This window comes from Streptomyces sp. Ncost-T10-10d, from assembly GCF_900091955.1.
Classification (GTDB): domain Bacteria; phylum Actinomycetota; class Actinomycetes; order Streptomycetales; family Streptomycetaceae; genus Streptomyces.
In genome coordinates this window covers 25,634-41,543 of the sequence record NZ_FMDF01000012.1, presented here as the reverse complement: position 1 = coordinate 41,543, position 15,910 = coordinate 25,634, and the positions used below count along the sequence as shown (strand labels likewise).

Annotated in this window: 17 protein-coding genes; 12 read left to right on the top strand and 5 right to left on the bottom strand. The window is 69.8% G+C overall.

Going from position 1 to position 15,910, the window contains the following annotated elements; all coding sequences use genetic code 11:
* The first annotated feature begins 1 nt into the window (after position 1).
* Positions 2-475 carry a C40 family peptidase gene (locus tag GA0115254_RS01200; RefSeq protein WP_093893381.1) on the top strand — a complete coding sequence of 158 codons (474 nt, stop codon included), beginning with the start codon at positions 2-4 and terminating at the stop codon, positions 473-475.
* A gap of 82 nt (positions 476-557) precedes the next feature.
* Here the strand turns inward: GA0115254_RS01200 and GA0115254_RS01195 are convergent, their stop codons facing one another.
* Positions 558-1,193: a LysE family translocator gene (locus GA0115254_RS01195; protein WP_093893380.1), complete on the bottom strand. Its 636-nt coding sequence runs from the start codon at positions 1,191-1,193 to the stop codon at positions 558-560.
* Positions 1,194-1,265: 72 nt separating this feature from the next.
* Between GA0115254_RS01195 and GA0115254_RS01190 the strand changes: the two genes are divergently transcribed.
* Complete coding sequence (locus GA0115254_RS01190) at positions 1,266-2,201, top strand: LysR family transcriptional regulator (protein WP_093893379.1); 936 nt, start codon at positions 1,266-1,268, stop codon at positions 2,199-2,201.
* A 43-nt stretch (positions 2,202-2,244) separates the two neighbouring features.
* Here the strand turns inward: GA0115254_RS01190 and GA0115254_RS01185 are convergent, their stop codons facing one another.
* Positions 2,245-2,676 (bottom strand): ATP-binding protein, encoded by a 432-nt coding sequence (locus GA0115254_RS01185; protein WP_093893378.1) that lies wholly within the window; start codon positions 2,674-2,676, stop codon positions 2,245-2,247.
* Positions 2,677-2,880: 204 nt separating this feature from the next.
* Here GA0115254_RS01185 and GA0115254_RS01180 point away from each other — a divergent pair, with 204 nt between their 5' ends.
* Together GA0115254_RS01180 and GA0115254_RS01175 are read left to right on the top strand one after the other, a co-directional pair.
* Positions 2,881-3,741 carry a helix-turn-helix domain-containing protein gene (locus GA0115254_RS01180; protein WP_093893377.1) on the top strand — a complete coding sequence of 287 codons (861 nt, stop codon included), beginning with the start codon at positions 2,881-2,883 and terminating at the stop codon, positions 3,739-3,741.
* A gap of 24 nt (positions 3,742-3,765) precedes the next feature.
* Positions 3,766-3,972, top strand: coding sequence for a DUF397 domain-containing protein (locus GA0115254_RS01175; RefSeq protein WP_093893376.1), 207 nt, complete (start codon positions 3,766-3,768; stop codon positions 3,970-3,972).
* On the opposite strand, the gene GA0115254_RS01170 is transcribed toward GA0115254_RS01175, so the two are convergent.
* On the bottom strand, positions 3,965-5,107 hold the full coding sequence (locus tag GA0115254_RS01170; RefSeq protein ID WP_093893375.1) for an 8-amino-7-oxononanoate synthase: 1,143 nt from the start codon (positions 5,105-5,107) through the stop codon (positions 3,965-3,967). The genes GA0115254_RS01175 and GA0115254_RS01170 overlap by 8 nt on opposite strands.
* Before the next feature lie 142 nt (positions 5,108-5,249).
* On the opposite strand from GA0115254_RS01170, the gene bioB reads away from it, so the two are divergent.
* From bioB to GA0115254_RS01150, 4 genes are all read left to right on the top strand, one after another.
* On the top strand, positions 5,250-6,416 hold the full coding sequence (bioB, locus tag GA0115254_RS01165) for a biotin synthase BioB (protein ID WP_093893374.1): 1,167 nt from the start codon (positions 5,250-5,252) through the stop codon (positions 6,414-6,416).
* Complete coding sequence (locus tag GA0115254_RS01160; protein WP_093893373.1) at positions 6,409-7,713, top strand: adenosylmethionine--8-amino-7-oxononanoate transaminase; 1,305 nt, start codon at positions 6,409-6,411, stop codon at positions 7,711-7,713. Before bioB ends, GA0115254_RS01160 begins: the two co-directional genes overlap by 8 nt.
* Position 7,714: 1 nt before the next feature.
* Positions 7,715-8,404: a dethiobiotin synthase gene (gene bioD / locus GA0115254_RS01155; protein ID WP_093893372.1), complete on the top strand. Its 690-nt coding sequence runs from the start codon at positions 7,715-7,717 to the stop codon at positions 8,402-8,404.
* Positions 8,405-8,483: 79 nt separating this feature from the next.
* Positions 8,484-9,161, top strand: a complete 678-nt coding sequence (locus GA0115254_RS01150; RefSeq protein ID WP_093893371.1) for a class I SAM-dependent methyltransferase — start codon at positions 8,484-8,486, stop codon at positions 9,159-9,161.
* Positions 9,162-9,192: 31 nt separating this feature from the next.
* Here GA0115254_RS01150 and GA0115254_RS01145 read toward each other — a convergent pair whose 3' ends face one another.
* Positions 9,193-9,564 (bottom strand): fic family toxin-antitoxin system, toxin component, encoded by a 372-nt coding sequence (locus GA0115254_RS01145; RefSeq protein WP_093893370.1) that lies wholly within the window; start codon positions 9,562-9,564, stop codon positions 9,193-9,195.
* A complete protein-coding gene (locus tag GA0115254_RS01140; protein WP_093893369.1) occupies positions 9,561-9,788 on the bottom strand; it encodes an antitoxin in 228 nt (75 codons plus the stop codon). The genes GA0115254_RS01145 and GA0115254_RS01140 overlap by 4 nt, the downstream gene beginning before the upstream one ends.
* A gap of 271 nt (positions 9,789-10,059) precedes the next feature.
* Between GA0115254_RS01140 and GA0115254_RS01135 the strand changes: the two genes are divergently transcribed.
* The 4 genes from GA0115254_RS01135 (at position 10,060) to GA0115254_RS01120 (ending at position 15,806) form a co-directional block, all read left to right on the top strand.
* The gene (locus GA0115254_RS01135; protein ID WP_256102334.1) at positions 10,060-12,789 is read left to right on the top strand and encodes a SpoIIE family protein phosphatase; all 2,730 of its coding nucleotides are present in this window, start codon (positions 10,060-10,062) and stop codon (positions 12,787-12,789) included.
* A 63-nt stretch (positions 12,790-12,852) separates the two neighbouring features.
* Positions 12,853-13,278, top strand: a complete 426-nt coding sequence (locus GA0115254_RS01130) for a GNAT family N-acetyltransferase (RefSeq protein ID WP_093893367.1) — start codon at positions 12,853-12,855, stop codon at positions 13,276-13,278.
* 174 nt (positions 13,279-13,452) lie between these two features.
* Positions 13,453-14,790, top strand: a complete 1,338-nt coding sequence (locus GA0115254_RS01125) for a hemolysin family protein (protein ID WP_093893366.1) — start codon at positions 13,453-13,455, stop codon at positions 14,788-14,790.
* Positions 14,787-15,806, top strand: a complete 1,020-nt coding sequence (locus GA0115254_RS01120; protein WP_093893365.1) for a hemolysin family protein — start codon at positions 14,787-14,789, stop codon at positions 15,804-15,806. The genes GA0115254_RS01125 and GA0115254_RS01120 overlap by 4 nt, the downstream gene beginning before the upstream one ends.
* Positions 15,807-15,910 lie beyond the last annotated feature (104 nt).

The window sequence follows — 15,910 nt, the reverse complement described above, 5'->3', positions numbered from 1 at the left end:
CATGACTGCGCAGGTTCATGTCCCGTCTCTGCTCGCCCGGGCCGGCACGGCCTCGGTTCTGACACTGGCCGCCGTCGGCGGCACCATGCTTGCCCCCGGCGCCACGCCGCAAGCCCAGGCAGCGACCCTCTCGATGAAGGCACTCGACATCGCCGCGTCGAAGAAGGGATCGCCGTACGGGTGGGGGGCCACCGGCCCCAACCGCTTCGACTGCTCGGGTCTGACGGTCTATTCGTTCAAGAAGGCGGGCAAGAAGCTCCCGCGCACGGCCCAGCAGCAGTACAACAAGACCCGCCATATCTCGACCTCGCACCGGCAACGCGGCGATCTGGTCTTCTTCCATTACGGCCGCAGCATCTACCACGTGGGGATCTACGCCGGTAAGGGCAGGATCTGGCACTCGCCGAGGACCGGCGCGGTGGTCCGGCTGGAGAAGATCTGGACGAAGAGCGTCTATTACGGGCGGGTCCGCTGATGTCTGTCCGGCGGATCGGGCCGCGTCCCCGGCCGTGATCCGCCGGACAGGCCCTGGGCTCCGCCGCTGACCCGCTCGTTGCTCAATGCAGCAGGGGGCCGGACACCAACACCAGCCCCAGACCGGTGAGCGCCGCGCCGCTGCCGCCCTCGATGGCGCGGGCAGTACGCGGCCGGCGCAGCCACCGGCCGAGCCGGTCCACCATGAGGGCCACGGCGGGGAACCAGATCAGCGCAAGCAGCACCACGATCATGGCGAGCAGCAAGGTCCTCGGGAGCGGGGGCTGCCCGTCGGGAACGAACTGCGGCAACAGGCTCAGGAAGAGCACCGGTGCCTTGGGATTCAGGGCGTTGGTGAGGAAGCCCTGGCGCAGTGCGCGTACGGTTCCCTGCCCTGCCGGTTCGCCCTCTGCCCCGCCCGTCCTGCCCGTGGTGCGGTGCCGCGCCGCGTACAGGGCGCTGATGCCGAGGTAGAGGACATAGGCCCCTCCGAGCAGTTGAACGGTGCGGAACAGTACGGGCAGCGTCACCAGCACAGCGGCAAGGCCGGCGACGGCAAGCGCGGTGTGCACGAGGAGTCCACCGGCAACACCCAGCGCGGTCGACACCCCCGCTGACCGTGAGGCGAGCGCGTTGCGTACGACGACGGTGAAGTCCGCACCCGGCAGCGCGACCATTCCCGCGGCGACCCCGATGAAGGCGATCAGTTGTGCGTCCATGGGTCCACCCTGGACCGGCAGAGCCTTTAGCGTGTACTTGCAATCTTCTGGGTCTGCCAAAAGGAACGCTTAATGTACGACCTGACACGGCTCGCGGCGCTGGTAGCGGTCGCGGAGGCCGGATCGATCACCCGGGCCGCCGGCCGGCTCGGCTACACGGCGCCCGCGCTCTCCCAGCAGATCGCCAAGCTGGAGCGGGAGGCGGGCGCCGCACTGCTGGTGCGCCACCACCGAGGGGCCCGCCTCACGGCCGCCGGCGAGCTGCTGGTCGGACGCGCACGGCGGATCCTCGACGAGATGGACCTGGCCCGCCACGAACTGGCCCGTCTCTCCGGACTCTCCGGTGGACGCCTCCGCGTCGGCACGTTCACCACCGCGAGCATCCATCTGCTGCCGCCGGTGCTGAGCGCCTTCCGTCGCGCTCACCCGGATGTGGAACTGGCGGTCACCGAGTACGAGCCGCCGGACGGGGTCGCGGCGGTGGCCGCGGGCGAGGTCGATCTCGCGCTGACCCATGTGTACGAGCCGGCTGCCGCAGCGGCCTGGCCCTCCGGGGTATTCGCCGAACCGCTGCTGGTCGAGGAACTGGTCCTGATCACGGCGGTCGGGCAGATGCTGTCCGAAGGCACCGGGAGACTGCCGGTGACGGAACTGTCGGGGCGGCCGCTGATCAGCAGCGCGCCGACGCATCCACCGCGCCGTGGGGTGGAGCAGGCGTTGGCCGAAGCAGGGGCGACACCCGCCGTGGTCTGCGAGTCGCCCGGCTATGCGCTGGTGTGTGCGCTGGTCAGCGCAGGCATCGGAATGGCGGTCGTACCGGAGATGGTTGCCGCGATGTCGTCGACGCCGTTGTCCGTGCGGCGGCTGGAACCCGCTTCGTTCCGGCGGACGATCTCGATGGTGCACCGCGGTGACCGGGCGAGCGCCGCGGCGGCAACACTCCAGGCGCTGCTGCGCAGTGGGTTCGGGCGGGCGGCCGCGGCGCAGCGGCCGGGCGGCGGCGGGTGATCACGCGATCGGAAGACGCGGAGGCGGCGGATCGGACGGTCGGTCAGCTCTGCACTGGCATGGTCCACGGGAGTGCGATCCAGACCGTCTTGCCGCCGTCGGCAGTGGGGGTGACGGTGAGCCGGCCCCCGCACTCCTTGGCCAGACAGCGAATGATCACCATGCCGCGTCCGTTGTCCTGCTGAACGGCGGCGGGCAGCCGCCGGGGCCAGCGGGGGTGACTGTCCGTCACCCCCAGATGCAGCTGTTCCTCCCGCTCAAGCCTCAGGTCCACGGTGAAGGTGGGCGACTGCCCGAAGGTGTGCTGGACGGCGTTGGTCGCGAGTTCCGAGACGATGAGTCGAATACTGTCGGCGAACTCCGTGTCGATGGCCAGACCCCATTCGGTCAGCACCCCTGCCACGTATCTCCGGGCCGACGAGACCGAGACCGGATCGCTCGGCAGAGTGATGCTTGCTTCCTGATGGTCTGCCATGGCGAGCCGTCCCTTTCCCACGTGGACCGACCCGCGACCGGTCCCGGTTGTGCTTCGCGCCAGATTCCCACTGATGCTGCCCTCTGTGACGGCGATCCACCAAGATATGCATATATCTGTCGCTCAATGCGGTGAACCCTGCCACGCAAGACCGTATGCGGGCGTCACACTGTCCGCTCGGCAGAAGAGGGAGGGAGGCCGCAGATGCAGCACGGCCCTGCGGTGAGGCGCCGCAAGCTCGGGGAGGAGCTCCGGAGTCTGCGCCATGCGTCCGGACTGACGAGCCGGGACGCCGCGCGGATGCTCGGCTGGCACCAGTCGAAGGTGAGCCGGATCGAGACCGGTGTCAGTGGGGTGCGGCCGGCCGATGTGACCCGGCTGCTGGACGCGTACGGCGTGGACGACGCACAGCTGCGGACGCTCCTGGCGGCGCTGGCGGGTTCGGCGGGCGGTGGCGGCACCGGGTGGTGGCATGCCTATCGCGGTCTGATCCCGCCGCAGTACCGCGACTTCATCAGTCTGGAGTCCCAGGCGCGGACCGCGCGGACCCTGGAGACCTCGGTGGTGCCGGGGCTCCTGCAGACGGCCGACTACGCACGTGCGGTGACCCGGGCCGCGCTGGACGGGTTGCCCGCCGGCCAACTGGACTCGCTGGTGGAGGTGCGGCTCGCCCGGCAGGGGGTGCTGCGGACCGATCCGCCGCTGCGACTGAGCGCGGTGCTCGACGAGGCAGTGCTCCGGCGCGAGGTCGGCGGTCGCCGGGTGATGAGAGAACAGCTGCGCCATCTGACTCGCGTTGCTCAACTGCCCCACGTTGACCTTCAGTTGCTGCCGTTCTCGGTCGGTGGCTATGCCGGCCTCACCGGCCCTTTCGTTATCTTCTCATTTCCGAACACTTCTGATCTGGACGTGGTAGTTCTCGACCATTTGACGAGTAGCCTCTATCTGGAGCGGAAAGAAGACCTTGAGGCGTACAGCTCGGCCTTCCGCACGATGCAGGCGCACGCGCTGTCGCCGGAGCACTCGTTGGACCTCATCGCCGCGATCGACCGCGACGGTCAGTGACCCCGGACTGCCCGAGGGGGGCTCATGTCGGATTGCCTCGCACAGCACGAGTTACGGTGGCGGCGCAGCAGCCGCAGCACGGGTATGAACAACTGCGTGGAGGCCGCGCCGTTCCCGGACGGACGGCTGGCCGTGCGGGACTCCAAGGATGTGTCCAGGCCACCGCTGCGGTTCTCCGCGGCGGCCTGGACGTCTTTCGTCTACGGCCTGCACCGGGGTTCGTTCAGCTGACGGGAGCGGTCCGCCGTACGATCGCCACGGCGGTGGCGATCTGCTCCTGGGTCAGATCGGCTCGCGCGGTCAGCCGCAGCCGGGAGACGCCGTCCGGCACCGATGGCGGCCGGAAGCATCCCACCGCGACACCCGCGGCGCGACAGTCGGCCGCCCAGCGCACCGCCGCGTCCGCCGAGGGTGCCCGCACCGAGACCACGGCCGCGTCGGGGCGAACGGCGGTCAGACCGGCCTCGGTCAGCCGCTCGTACACAGTGGTGGCGACCGCACGGGCCCTGCCGGCGCGTTCCGGCTCGCGACGGATCAGCCGCAGGCTCCCGAGAGCGGCGCCCGCCGCGGCCGGTGCGAGGCCTGTGTCGAAGATGAACGTACGGGCCGTGTTGACCAGGTGTTCGATGACCCGGGTCGGACCGAGGACCGCCCCGCCCTGGCTGCCCAGGGACTTGGAGAGGGTGAGCGTGGTGACGATTCCCTCGCCGCCCGCGAGACCGGCGGCGGCGAGCGCACCCCGGCCGCCTTCGCCCAGCACTCCGAGGCCGTGCGCGTCGTCGACGAGCAGGGCGGCGCCCTCCGTCCGGCAGATGTCGGCCAGTTCGGGCAGCGGCGCGGCATCGCCGTCGACCGAGAAGACCGAGTCGGTGACCGCCAGCGCGCGTCCCCCGTGTGCCCGCAGGACCTTGCGCACTGCATCGGGATCGGCGTGCGGGACGACGGCGGTCTCGGCCCGGGAGAGCCGGCAACCGTCCACGATCGAGGCGTGGTTGCCCGCGTCGGAGACGATCAGCGAGCCACGGCCGGTGAGCGCGGTGAGGGCGGCGAGATTGGCCGCGTAGCCCGATGACAACACCAGGGCCGCCTCGAAACCGCAGAAATCGGCCAGCTCGCGTTCGAGTTCGGCGTGCAATGCGGTGGAACCGGTGACGAGCCGCGACCCGGTCGCCCCCGCTCCCCATCTGTGCGCGGCCTCGGCCGCGGCGGCGGTGACCTCGGGGTGCCGGGTCAGGCCGAGATAGTCGTTGCTCGCGAGGTCCAGCAGTTCTGGTTCGGCGGGCCGCGGGCGGAGCGTGCGGACGAGTCCGGCGTCCGCGCGGCGGCGCGCCTCGTCGTCGATCCAGTCGAACGGAGCGAAGGGCATGAGCAGTCCCTTTTGTAGGCAGCTCACAGACCCTAACCGGGCACGCAGCAGGTCATGGTGTGGCAATACACACACCCCAGACGGACTCTGTTGTCCGGTTCCTCCTTGGCTGTGGGCGCTGCGGTAGGCCAGGATCAACGCCATGGACCTCCTGAACACGCTGGTGGACAAGGGACTGCGGCGCGAACTGCCGACCCGCGAAGAAGCACTCGCCGTACTGGCGACCTCGGACGACGATCTGCTCGAAGTGGTGGCCGCGGCCGGAAAGGTGCGCCGTCAGTGGTTCGGGCGGCGCGTGAAACTGAACTATCTGGTCAATCTCAAGTCCGGGCTCTGCCCCGAGGACTGCTCGTACTGCTCGCAGCGGCTCGGCTCGAAGGCCGAGATCCTCAAGTACACCTGGCTGAAACCGGACGAGGCGTCGAAGGCCGCCGCCGCCGGGGTGGCGGGTGGCGCCAAGCGGGTGTGTCTGGTGGCCAGCGGTCGCGGTCCGACGGACCGGGATGTCGACCGGGTGTCGGAGACCATCGAGGCGATCAAGGAGCAGCACGAGGGCGTCGAGGTGTGCGCCTGCCTCGGTCTGCTCTCCGACGGACAGGCCGACCGGCTGCGGTCGGCGGGCGCCGACGCGTACAACCACAACCTCAACACGTCCGAGGGGACGTACGGGGACATCACCACTACCCATACCTACGCGGACCGCGTGGAGACCGTGCAGCAGGCGCAGGCCGCCGGGCTCTCGGCGTGCTCCGGGCTGATCGCCGGAATGGGTGAGAGCGACGCCGATCTGGTCGATGTCGTCTTCTCGCTGCGTGAGCTCGACCCGGACTCGGTGCCGGTGAACTTCCTGATCCCGTTCGAGGGCACCCCACTGGCCAAGGAGTGGAACCTCACCCCGCAGCGGTGTCTGCGCATTCTGGCGATGACCCGGTTCGTCTGCCCGGACGTGGAGGTACGGCTCGCGGGCGGGCGCGAGGTGCATCTGCGCTCGATGCAGCCGCTCGCGCTGCACCTGGTCAACTCGATCTTCCTGGGCGACTACCTCACCAGCGAGGGACAGGCGGGACAGGCGGATCTGGACATGATCGCGGACGCCGGTTTCGAGGTGGAGGGAGCGGGGACGACGACGCTGCCTGCGCACCGTGCGCAGGCGGGTGGCGGCTGCGGTTCGCACGACGGCGGGTGTGCACCCTGTGGCGACGCGCCCGCAGATGCCGCTGCCGAGCCGAGCGAGATTCCGGCTGCACGCACGGATCTGGTGGCGGTCCGCCGTCGCGGCGCAGGAACGGATCTCGCCCCCAATGCCTGAGGCCCTCTCGCCGTCCGAGCTTCGGTCCCTTGACCGGGCCCACGTCTGGCATCCGTACGGCCCCATGCCGGGGCGTCAGGAGCCGCTGGTCGTGGAGTCCGCGTCCGGGGTACGGATCCGGCTCGCCGAACCGGCCCACGGGCAGCACGAATTGGTCGACGGCATGTCGTCCTGGTGGTCTGCGGTGCACGGCTACAACCATCCGGTGCTCAATGAGGCGGCACGCGGTCAGCTCGACCGGATGAGTCATGTGATGTTCGGCGGGCTCACCCATGAGCCCGCCGTGCGGCTGGCCACGCGGCTGGTCGAGATCACCCCGGAGCCGCTGCAGCATGTCTTCCTCGCCGACTCCGGGTCGGTGTCGGTCGAGGTCGCGGTGAAAATGTGTCTGCAGTACTGGCGCTCGTCCGGGCGTCCGGCCAAGCAGCGGCTGCTGACCTGGCGCGGCGGCTATCACGGGGACACCTGGCAGCCGATGTCGGTGTGCGACCCCGAAGGTGGCATGCACGAGCTGTGGTCGGGCGTACTGCCCCGGCAGATCTTCGCGGACGAGCCACCGGCCGGCTTCGACGCGGAGCCGGATGCCGCGTACGTACAGCACCTGTGGGAACGGATCGCGGAGCACGCCGACCGGCTGGCCGCGGTGATCGTGGAACCTGTGGTGCAGGGCGCGGGCGGGATGCGGTTTCACTCCCCCGCCTACCTGCGAGTGCTGCGCGAGGCATGCGATGCGCATGACGTGCTGCTGGTGTTCGACGAGATCGCCACCGGTTTCGGCCGTACGGGGAAGCTGTTCGCCGCGGAGCATACGGGGATCTCGCCCGACGTCATGTGCGTGGGCAAGGCGCTGACCGGCGGCTATCTGACGATGGCGGCGACGCTGTGCACCTCGCGGGTGGCCGAGGGCATCTCGCGCGGCGACGTGCCGGTGCTGGCGCACGGGCCCACGTTCATGGGCAATCCGCTCGCCTCCGCGGTGGCGTGCGCCTCCATCGACCTGTTGCTCGGCCAGGACTGGGAGAAGGAGGTCGAGCGGATCGGCGGCGGGCTGCGGGACGGTCTCGCCCCGGCGGCGGAGCTGCCCGGGGTACGGGATGTGCGGGTGCTGGGCGCTGTCGGCGTCGTACAGCTCGATCGCGAGGTGGACATGGAGACCGCGACCCGGGCGGCGGTACGGGAGGGCGTGTGGCTGCGGCCGTTCCGCGATCTCATCTATACGATGCCGCCGTATGTGACCGGTGACGAGGATGTGGCGCGGATCTGCCGCGCCGTGTGCGCGGCTGCGCGGGAGGGCTGACATGACAGTTCTGGTAGTGACGGGCACGGGCACGGAGATCGGCAAGACGGTCGTGACCGCGGCCGTGGCGGCGGCGTCCCGGGATCGCAGCGTCGCGGTGCTCAAGCCCGCGCAGACGGGCCTGGCCCCCGGCGAGCCCGGGGATGCCGCAGAGGTGGTGCGGCTGGCGGGCGGCCATGTGACTGCGGTCGAACTGGCCCGGTTCCCCGAGCCGTTGGCACCCGGCACGGCCGCACGCAGGGCGGGTCTCCCGCCGGTACAGCCGCACGAGATCGCCGAGGCGGCCGAGAAGCTGGCGAGCGAACATGATCTGGTGCTGGTCGAGGGTGCGGGGGGACTGCTCGTACGGTTCGACGACGACGGCGCGACCCTGGCCGACGCGGCACGGTTGCTGGGCGCACCGGTCCTGGTCGTGGTGGAGGCCGGGCTGGGCACGCTCAATACGACCGCGTTGACCTCGGAGGCCCTGCGGGCCCGGGGACTGGAGTGCCTCGGTGTGGTGGTGGGCAGCATGCCCGCCGAGCCGGACCTCGCGGCGCGCTGCAATCTGGCGGACCTTCCGGTGGCTGCGGGCGCCCCCCTGCTGGGTGCCGTACCGGCCGGTGCGGGGGCGCTGGCGCCTGCCGACTTCCGTGTCCTGGCCGGGAGTTGGCTGGCGGCGGAACTGGGTGGTAATCGGCCGGCCGATTGAGCGGCTGAGCCGCGCGGGACGGGGGAGAATCGAAGTAGCCGTACCTTTCCGGTCGAGCACCGTGTCGAGGAGGTCCGTCATGCGTCTGCGCAGCACGAAAATCCCGGAGGACACGGTGCACCACCCCGTCTTCGCCCGGTTCTACGCCCGGATGAGCGTGGCCGCGGAGACCGGGGCGGGACTGGGCGCGGTGCGCTCGGAGCTGCTGGCCGGCATGTCCGGCCGGGTCATCGAGATAGGCGCGGGCAACGGCCTGAACTTCGCGCACTATCCGCCCGCGGTGTCGGAGGTGGTGGCCGTCGAACCCGAACGCAGTCTGCGGCAGTTGGCGGTACGGGCGGCGCTGCATGCCGGAATTCCGGTGGATGTGGTGCCGGGCGCGGCGGAGGCCCTGCCGGTGAAGAGCGAGGCGTTCGACGGGGCCGTCACTTCGCTGGTGCTGTGCACCGTGCGGAATGTGGAGCGTTCGCTCGCGGAGATCGTACGGGTGCTGCGGCCGGGCGGCGAGCTGCGCTTCTTCGAGCATGTGCGGGCCGATGACCGGGCCATGGCAGCGACCCAGCGGGCGCTGGACCGTACGGTCTGGCCACTCGTGACGGGCGGGTGCCACACGGCGCGCGACACCCTGGCCGCCATCGAAAGGGCCGGGTTCACGGTGGAGACCTATCGCAGGGTGAGGATGCCCGACTGGGGAATCCGGCTGCCCACGTCCGCATGTGTGCTGGGCGTGGCGCGGCGGCCGGCCGTGATCGGCTGACGCATCGGCCCACCACCGCGTAACGGCGGTGTCACAGACTCCACTGGCGCAGTTCGTCGGCGATGGCCCGGACGTCCGCCTTGCCCTCCTTCACCAGCCGAGCCAGGTCGCGCACCTGCTCGGGCGAGGTGATGACTTTCTGCCCGGAGGCGACGAGATAGCCGTACGCGACGGCCGAGGAGAACATCGCGTTCGAGTGTTCGAGCGCTGGAACGTGGAGCAGCAACTGCAGAAGGGACGCGGCCCTGGAGTGCGGGTCGCTGTAGACGGGGCTGCCGAAGATCTCGGCCTCATGACGGGCCACCGCAGCCACGAGCGCACCCCAGTCGGCGACCTGCGGATCGCCGGGGGTCTTGTGCTCGGCCACCATGAGCAGCCAGGAAAGGTCGATCTGGAGGTTCAACGCGTGCCTTTGCACTCCGGGCCGAACTCCTCGGCGAACACCGATTCGTACTGCTTCATGAAGTCGGCCGCGGCTTCGACAAAGGTGTGTCCGACCTCGCCCGCATCCTGCTTCACGAGCTCCTCTATGTAGCGGTTCACACTCATTCCCCTCTGCAGCGCGCGCTGTCGCGCGGCCTCTGCGGTGGCCTCGTCCACTCTCACGTTCAGCTGAGTCTTGGGCACAGAAACACGCTAGCGCGGGAGCGCTAGCACCGGCAAGGGGAGCCCTCCGGTGCCCCATACACCGGTCGCCGGTGACCGCATGGCGGAATTCGTCCTCCGCATGCTCCGTCGGCTCCGCGAGGGCGCCGCCCAGGGCAAGGAGAAAGGTGCCGCCGGGATGCGACGGCTCCTCGGAAGCGGATTGCGACGGCCGTGTGCTCCCGCCCGAAAGGCCCTGCCCGGCCTGCTTCGCCTCACGCGCCGTCGACCTTGCGGTGTTAAAAAGGGCAGTGTGGCCAGACGTTTCGGCCGATTCCGGAACGCACCGGTTCGGTCACTCACGGAGAAACACCCCTGGAGCCTTGCCGGGCAGGTCTTCGCCCTGCAGGTGGCTCTGGTGGTGTTCCTCGTGGCCGCCGCGGTGCTGGCACTCCTGCTGCAGTCCCGGCACGACACCAACGCGGAGGCGAGACAGCGTTCGATTGCCGTCGCGGAGACCTTCGCGCACTCACCGGGCGTCCTGGCCGCGCTGAAGTCACCCGATCCCTCCAAAGTGCTCCAGCCGCTCACCGAGGCGGCCCGGAAAGCGGCCGGCGTCGACTTCATCGTGGTGACGGACACGAAGGGGATCCGCTACACGCACCCCCAGCCGAGCCAGATCGGGAAGAGGTTCGTCGGCACCATCGGGCCATCGCTGGCAGGCCATGTGTACACCGAGACCGTCAAAGGCCCGCTCGGCCACGAGGTGCAGGCGACCGTCCCCATCTACAACCTCGGTCAAAAAGTCGTGGGCCTGGTGTCGGCCGGCATGAAGGTCGAGAACGTGACCAGCGTGGTGTCCAGACAGATTCCGATCATCCTCGGCACCGGAGCCGCCGCGCTTGTCGTGGCCACGGCAGGGACGGCGCTGGTGGCCAGGCGGCTGCGGCGGCAGACCCACCGTCTGGGCCCCGCCGAGATGACTCGCATGTACGAGCATCACGACGCGGTGCTGCACGCCGTACGCGAAGGCGTGCTCATCGTCGGCAACGACGGTCGGCTGCTGCTGGCGAACGATGAGGCCCGACGGCTGCTGGATCTGCCGCACGACGCCGAGGGGCGGCACATCGCGGACTTGCCCAGCCTCGATCCCGGGACGGTGGAACTGCTGACCTCGGGCCGTGCGGCCACGGACGAAGTGCTCCTCGCCGGGAACCGGCTGCTCGCGGTGAACCAGCGGCCCACGGATCGTCACGGTGGCCCCAAGGGAACGGTCGCGACGTTGCGTGACTCCACAGAGTTGCGGGCGCTGTCCGGAAAGGCGGAGGTGGCCCGCCAGCGGCTGAGACTGCTGTACGACGCCGGGCTCGGCATCGGTACCACCCTCGACGTGGTGAGTACGGCCGAGGAACTGGCGAAGGTCGCGGTCCCCCGGCTCGCCGACTTCGTCACCGTCGATCTGGCCGACCCGGTCCTGCACGGGGACGAGCCGACCAGCACGGGCACCGACATGCGCCGCACCGCCATCCAGGGCATCCGGGACGACCATCCCCTCTATGAACGCGGCCGCCTGATCGATTTCCTCCCCTCCACGCCGCAGGCACGGGCCTTCGGCAGCGGCCGGCCGGAGCTGGTGCCCGACCTGTCCGCCGCACCCGGCTGGCTCGCCCAGGAACCGGAGCGGACACGCAGGATCGTCGAGTACGGCATCCATTCGCTCATAACGGTGCCCCTCCAGGCGCGGGGCGACATCCTGGGCATGGTCAATTTCTGGCGCTCGGAGAAGCCCCAGCCGTTCGAGGAGGACGACCTGTCCCTGGCCGAAGAACTGGTCGCCCGGGCGGCGGTCAGCATCGACAACGCCCGCCGCTACACCCGTGAGCACGCCATGGCCGTGACTCTGCAGCGCAGCCTGCTCCCGCGGGCCCTGCCCGAGCAGAGCGCCCTCGAGGTCGCCCATCGTTACCTGCCCGCGCTCTCCGGGGTGAGTGGCGACTGGTTCGACGTGATCCCGCTCCCGGGCAGTCGGGTGGCGCTGGTCGTCGGGGATGTCGTCGGCCACGGCCTGCACGCAGCCGCCACGATGGGACGGCTGCGCACGGCCGTGCACAACTTCTCCACGCTCGACCTGCCGCCCGACGAGATCCTCAATCACCTCGACGACCTGGTCGGGCGTATCGACCAGGAGGAGGTGGAGACGACCGCCGGTGCGGTGATCACAGGCGCCACCTGCCTGTACGCGATCTACGATCCCGTCTCCCGTCACTGCGCCATGGCGCGGGCCGGGCATCCCTTGCCCGCGCTGGTCCAGCCCGACGGCAGTGTGTCGTTCCCCGATCTGCCGGCCGGGCCGCCCCTGGGCCTGGGCGGTATGCCGTTCGAGACCGCGGAACTGGAGCTGGCGGAGGGCACGCAGCTCGTCCTCTACACCGACGGGCTCATCGAGGACCGCACCCGGGACATCGACGTGGGGATGGAGATGCTGCGCCAGGCGCTGGCGTCCCATCCCGACCGGCCGCCGGAGGAGAGCTGCCAGGCGGTGCTCGACGAGCTCCTGCCCAGCCGGCCGAAGGACGATGTGGCGCTGCTCATCGCTCGCACACGGGCGATCCCGCCCGACCACGTCGCCGACTGGGATGTGCCGTTCGATCCGGCCGCTGTGGCGGGGATGCGCGCCGCCGTGGCCGAGAAGCTCGACGACTGGGGTCTGTCCGAGCTCGCGTTCGCCATGGAACTCGTGCTCAGTGAGCTGATCACCAACGCCATCCGTCACGGTTCCGCACCGGTCACGATACGGTTGCTGCGCGACCGCACCCTGACCTGTGAGGTGGCCGACAGCAGCAGTACCTCGCCCCATCTGCGGTATGCCGCTGCGTTGGACGAAGGGGGCCGCGGCCTGTTCCTCGTCGCCCAACTCGCCGAACGCTGGGGCACCCGCTACACCCCCCAGGGAAAGGTCATCTGGGCGGAGCTGGCTCTGCCCCGACCCGACGGGGGCATGGACGGCACGGCGTTCCTGGACATCCTCGACGCGGAACTCTGACGGCCGGATCTCCGCGCGGAATTCGTTCGCCGAACAGGCCGCCCCTCTGCTTGGCTCGCCCCCATGAGTGATCTCCACATCCGCTGCGCCGGCCTCACCGATATCGACCCCGTGCTGCGGTTCTGGCGCGAAGCCGCGGAAGGAACAAGCATCAGCGACGACCACGACGGGGTCACGCGGCTCGTCTCGAGGGACCCCGGAGCCCTGCTTCTCGCAGAGCGCGACGGCCTTCTCGCGGGAACCGTCATAGCCGGTTTCGATGGTTGGCGATGCTCCGCCTACCGGCTGGCCGTACACCCGGACTGCCGCCGGCAAGGCATCGCCACCGCCTTGATGGCAGCAGCGGAGCAGCGGTTCATCGCTCTGGGCGGGCGACGGGTGGACGCCATGGTCCTGGAAGCCAACGAACGGGCGCACCACACGTGGGCTGCGGGTGGCTACCACCGCGAGGATCACTGGCGGCGCTGGGTGAAGCCCCTCACGGACTGACACGATCACCCGAAAGGGTGGACAACTTTGCCGATCCTTTACGATGGGTGGTCTCCTGACCGATCCTTCCGAAAGGTGTGAGCGTCCGCCCATGGGCGAGCCTCCCAGTAGTCGACATCGCCGACATCGAGCGATCCTCCTGCCCCTGCCCGATCATGGGACGGAGGTGAACCGATGACCGAAGTGCTTCTGCTGCTCGTGGCGGTATTGCTCTCGCTCGCCTGCGGCGCCTTCGTCGCGGCTGAGTTCTCTCTGACGACCGTGGAGCGCGGTCAGCTCGAACGGGCCGTGGAGCAGGGTGAGCGCGGCGCGGCGAGCGCCATGAAGGCCGTACGCAGCCTGACCTTTCAGCTCTCCGGCGCACAACTCGGCATCACCGTCACCAACCTGGTGGTCGGCATGCTCTCCGAACCGTCGATCGCGAAGCTGATCCGCGGTCCCGTGGAGGCCGTGGGCCTGTCCCCCGGCGTGGCGTCCTCCCTGGCCCTCGTCCTGGGAACCGCGCTGTCCACCGTGTTCCTGATGGTCGTCGGCGAACTCGTCCCGAAGAACTGGGCGATCTCCTCCCCGCTCGCCGTGGCGAAGGCCGTGGCGACCCCGCAGCGGGCCTTCACCGCCGTCTTCCGGCCGTTCATCAGCCACCTCAACAACACCGCGAACCGGATCGTGCGCCGCATCGGCCTGGAGCCGGCCGAGGAGCTGGCCTCCGCCCGCAGCCCGCAGGAGCTGGTGGCGCTGGCCCGGCACTCGGCCAAGGCGGGCGCGCTGGAGGCCGACACCGCGGAACTGTTCGTCCGCACCCTCAATCTGGCGGAGCTCACGGCGGAGAACGTCATGACCCCGCGGGTTCAGGTCACCGCACTTGAAGTGCAGGCGACCGCCGAGGACGTCGCGAACGCCACCCGTGCGACCGGGCTGTCCCGCTTCCCCGTCTACCGGGGCAACCTGGACACGGTCGTCGGCGTGGCACACATCAAGGACGTGCTGGCCATCCCGGTCGAGCAGCGGCCCCGTACACGCGTCTCGGAGATGCTGCGCGAGCCCCTGCTCGTACCGGAGACCCTCACCGTGGACCGGCTCCTGGACCGGCTGTCCGGCAAGCTCGCCATGGCCGTCGTCATCGACGAGTACGGCGGGACGGCCGGCGTCGTGACCCTGGAGGACATCGTCGAGGAGGTGGTCGGCGAGGTGCGCGACGAACACGACCCGCACGAGACGCCGGACCTCGCACCGGCGGGCGAGGACGCCGACGGACGGACCCTGTGGTCGGCCGACGGTGCCGCCCGCCTCGATCAGCTGAAGAGAATCGGACTGCGGGTGCCGGACGGACCGTACGAGACACTCGCCGGACTTGTCGCCACCGAGGTCGGCCGCATCCCTGCCGTCGGCGATTCGATCGAGCTGGCCGGCTGGCGGGTCGATGTGGTGGACGCCTCCGGGCGCCGTGCCGCGCGGGCCCTGCTGCATGCGCCGCTGCCCGGCGACGACGAGCAGACGGAGGAAGCACGATGACCGCCGTCCAGCTCTTCATCGGACTGATGACACTGGTCGTCAACGCCTTCTTCGTCGGCGCGGAGTTCGCGCTGATCTCCGTACGCCGCAGCCAGATAGAGCCGGAGGCCGAGAACGGGAACCGGCGGGCGCGCAGCGTCATCTGGGGCCTCGAACACGTATCGGCGCTGCTCGCGGCGGCACAGCTGGGCATCACCCTCTGCACGCTGGTTCTCGGCATCGTCGCCGAACCGGCCATCGCGCATCTGTTGGAACCCGTCTTCACCTCGGTGGGTGTGCCGCTCGGACTGATCCATCCGATCTCGTTCGTGATCGCGCTGTCCCTGGCGACCTATCTGCACATGCTGCTCGGCGAGATGGTGCCGAAGAACATCGCTCTGGCCGAGCCCGTACGGACCGCACTGCTGCTCGGACCGCCGCTGGTGACCCTCGCCAGGGCGCTGCGCCCGGTGATCTTCGCCGTCAATGCCTTCGCCAACGCGCTGCTGAAGCTCCTGCGGGTCGAGACGAAGGACGAGGTGTCCGCCACGTTCTCCGACGACGAACTGGCCCGGCTGGTGAAGGACGCCGGGGACGCCGGGCTGGTCGACGATCGCGCGGCCGAGCGGCTGCACCACGCCCTTGAACTGGGCCGTCGCCCGGTGCGGGATGTGGTGATGCCGGTGGAGCGGGTGGTGTACGCCAGGATCGGAACGACGCCGGAACAGCTGGAACAGCTCTCGTACGAGACAGGTTTCTCGCGTTTCCCGGTGATGGACAGCGAGGAGCGGATCCTGGGCTACCTCCATGTGAAGGACGCCCTGGACGCCACACCGCGCGACGTGCCGTTCCCTGTGTCGGCAATGCGGCCGATCGCCCGGGTGCGGGCCGCCACACCGCTCGACGACGTACTGACCGCGCTGCGGCGCAGCCGCACACATCTGGCCGCGGTTCTGGACGAGGACGATCGACTCGCCGGGATGGTCACGATGGAGGATGTGCTGCGCGAACTGGTGGGCCGACCGCAGGCGCGCTGACGGGTGGCGGGGGCCGCTGGGGGCCAGGTGCGGTGTTCTGACGCAGGCAGGCCGACCAGTGGCCGGCGGGGGCGCGGTGCGGGTTCGGCCGCGCCCTCCCGCAG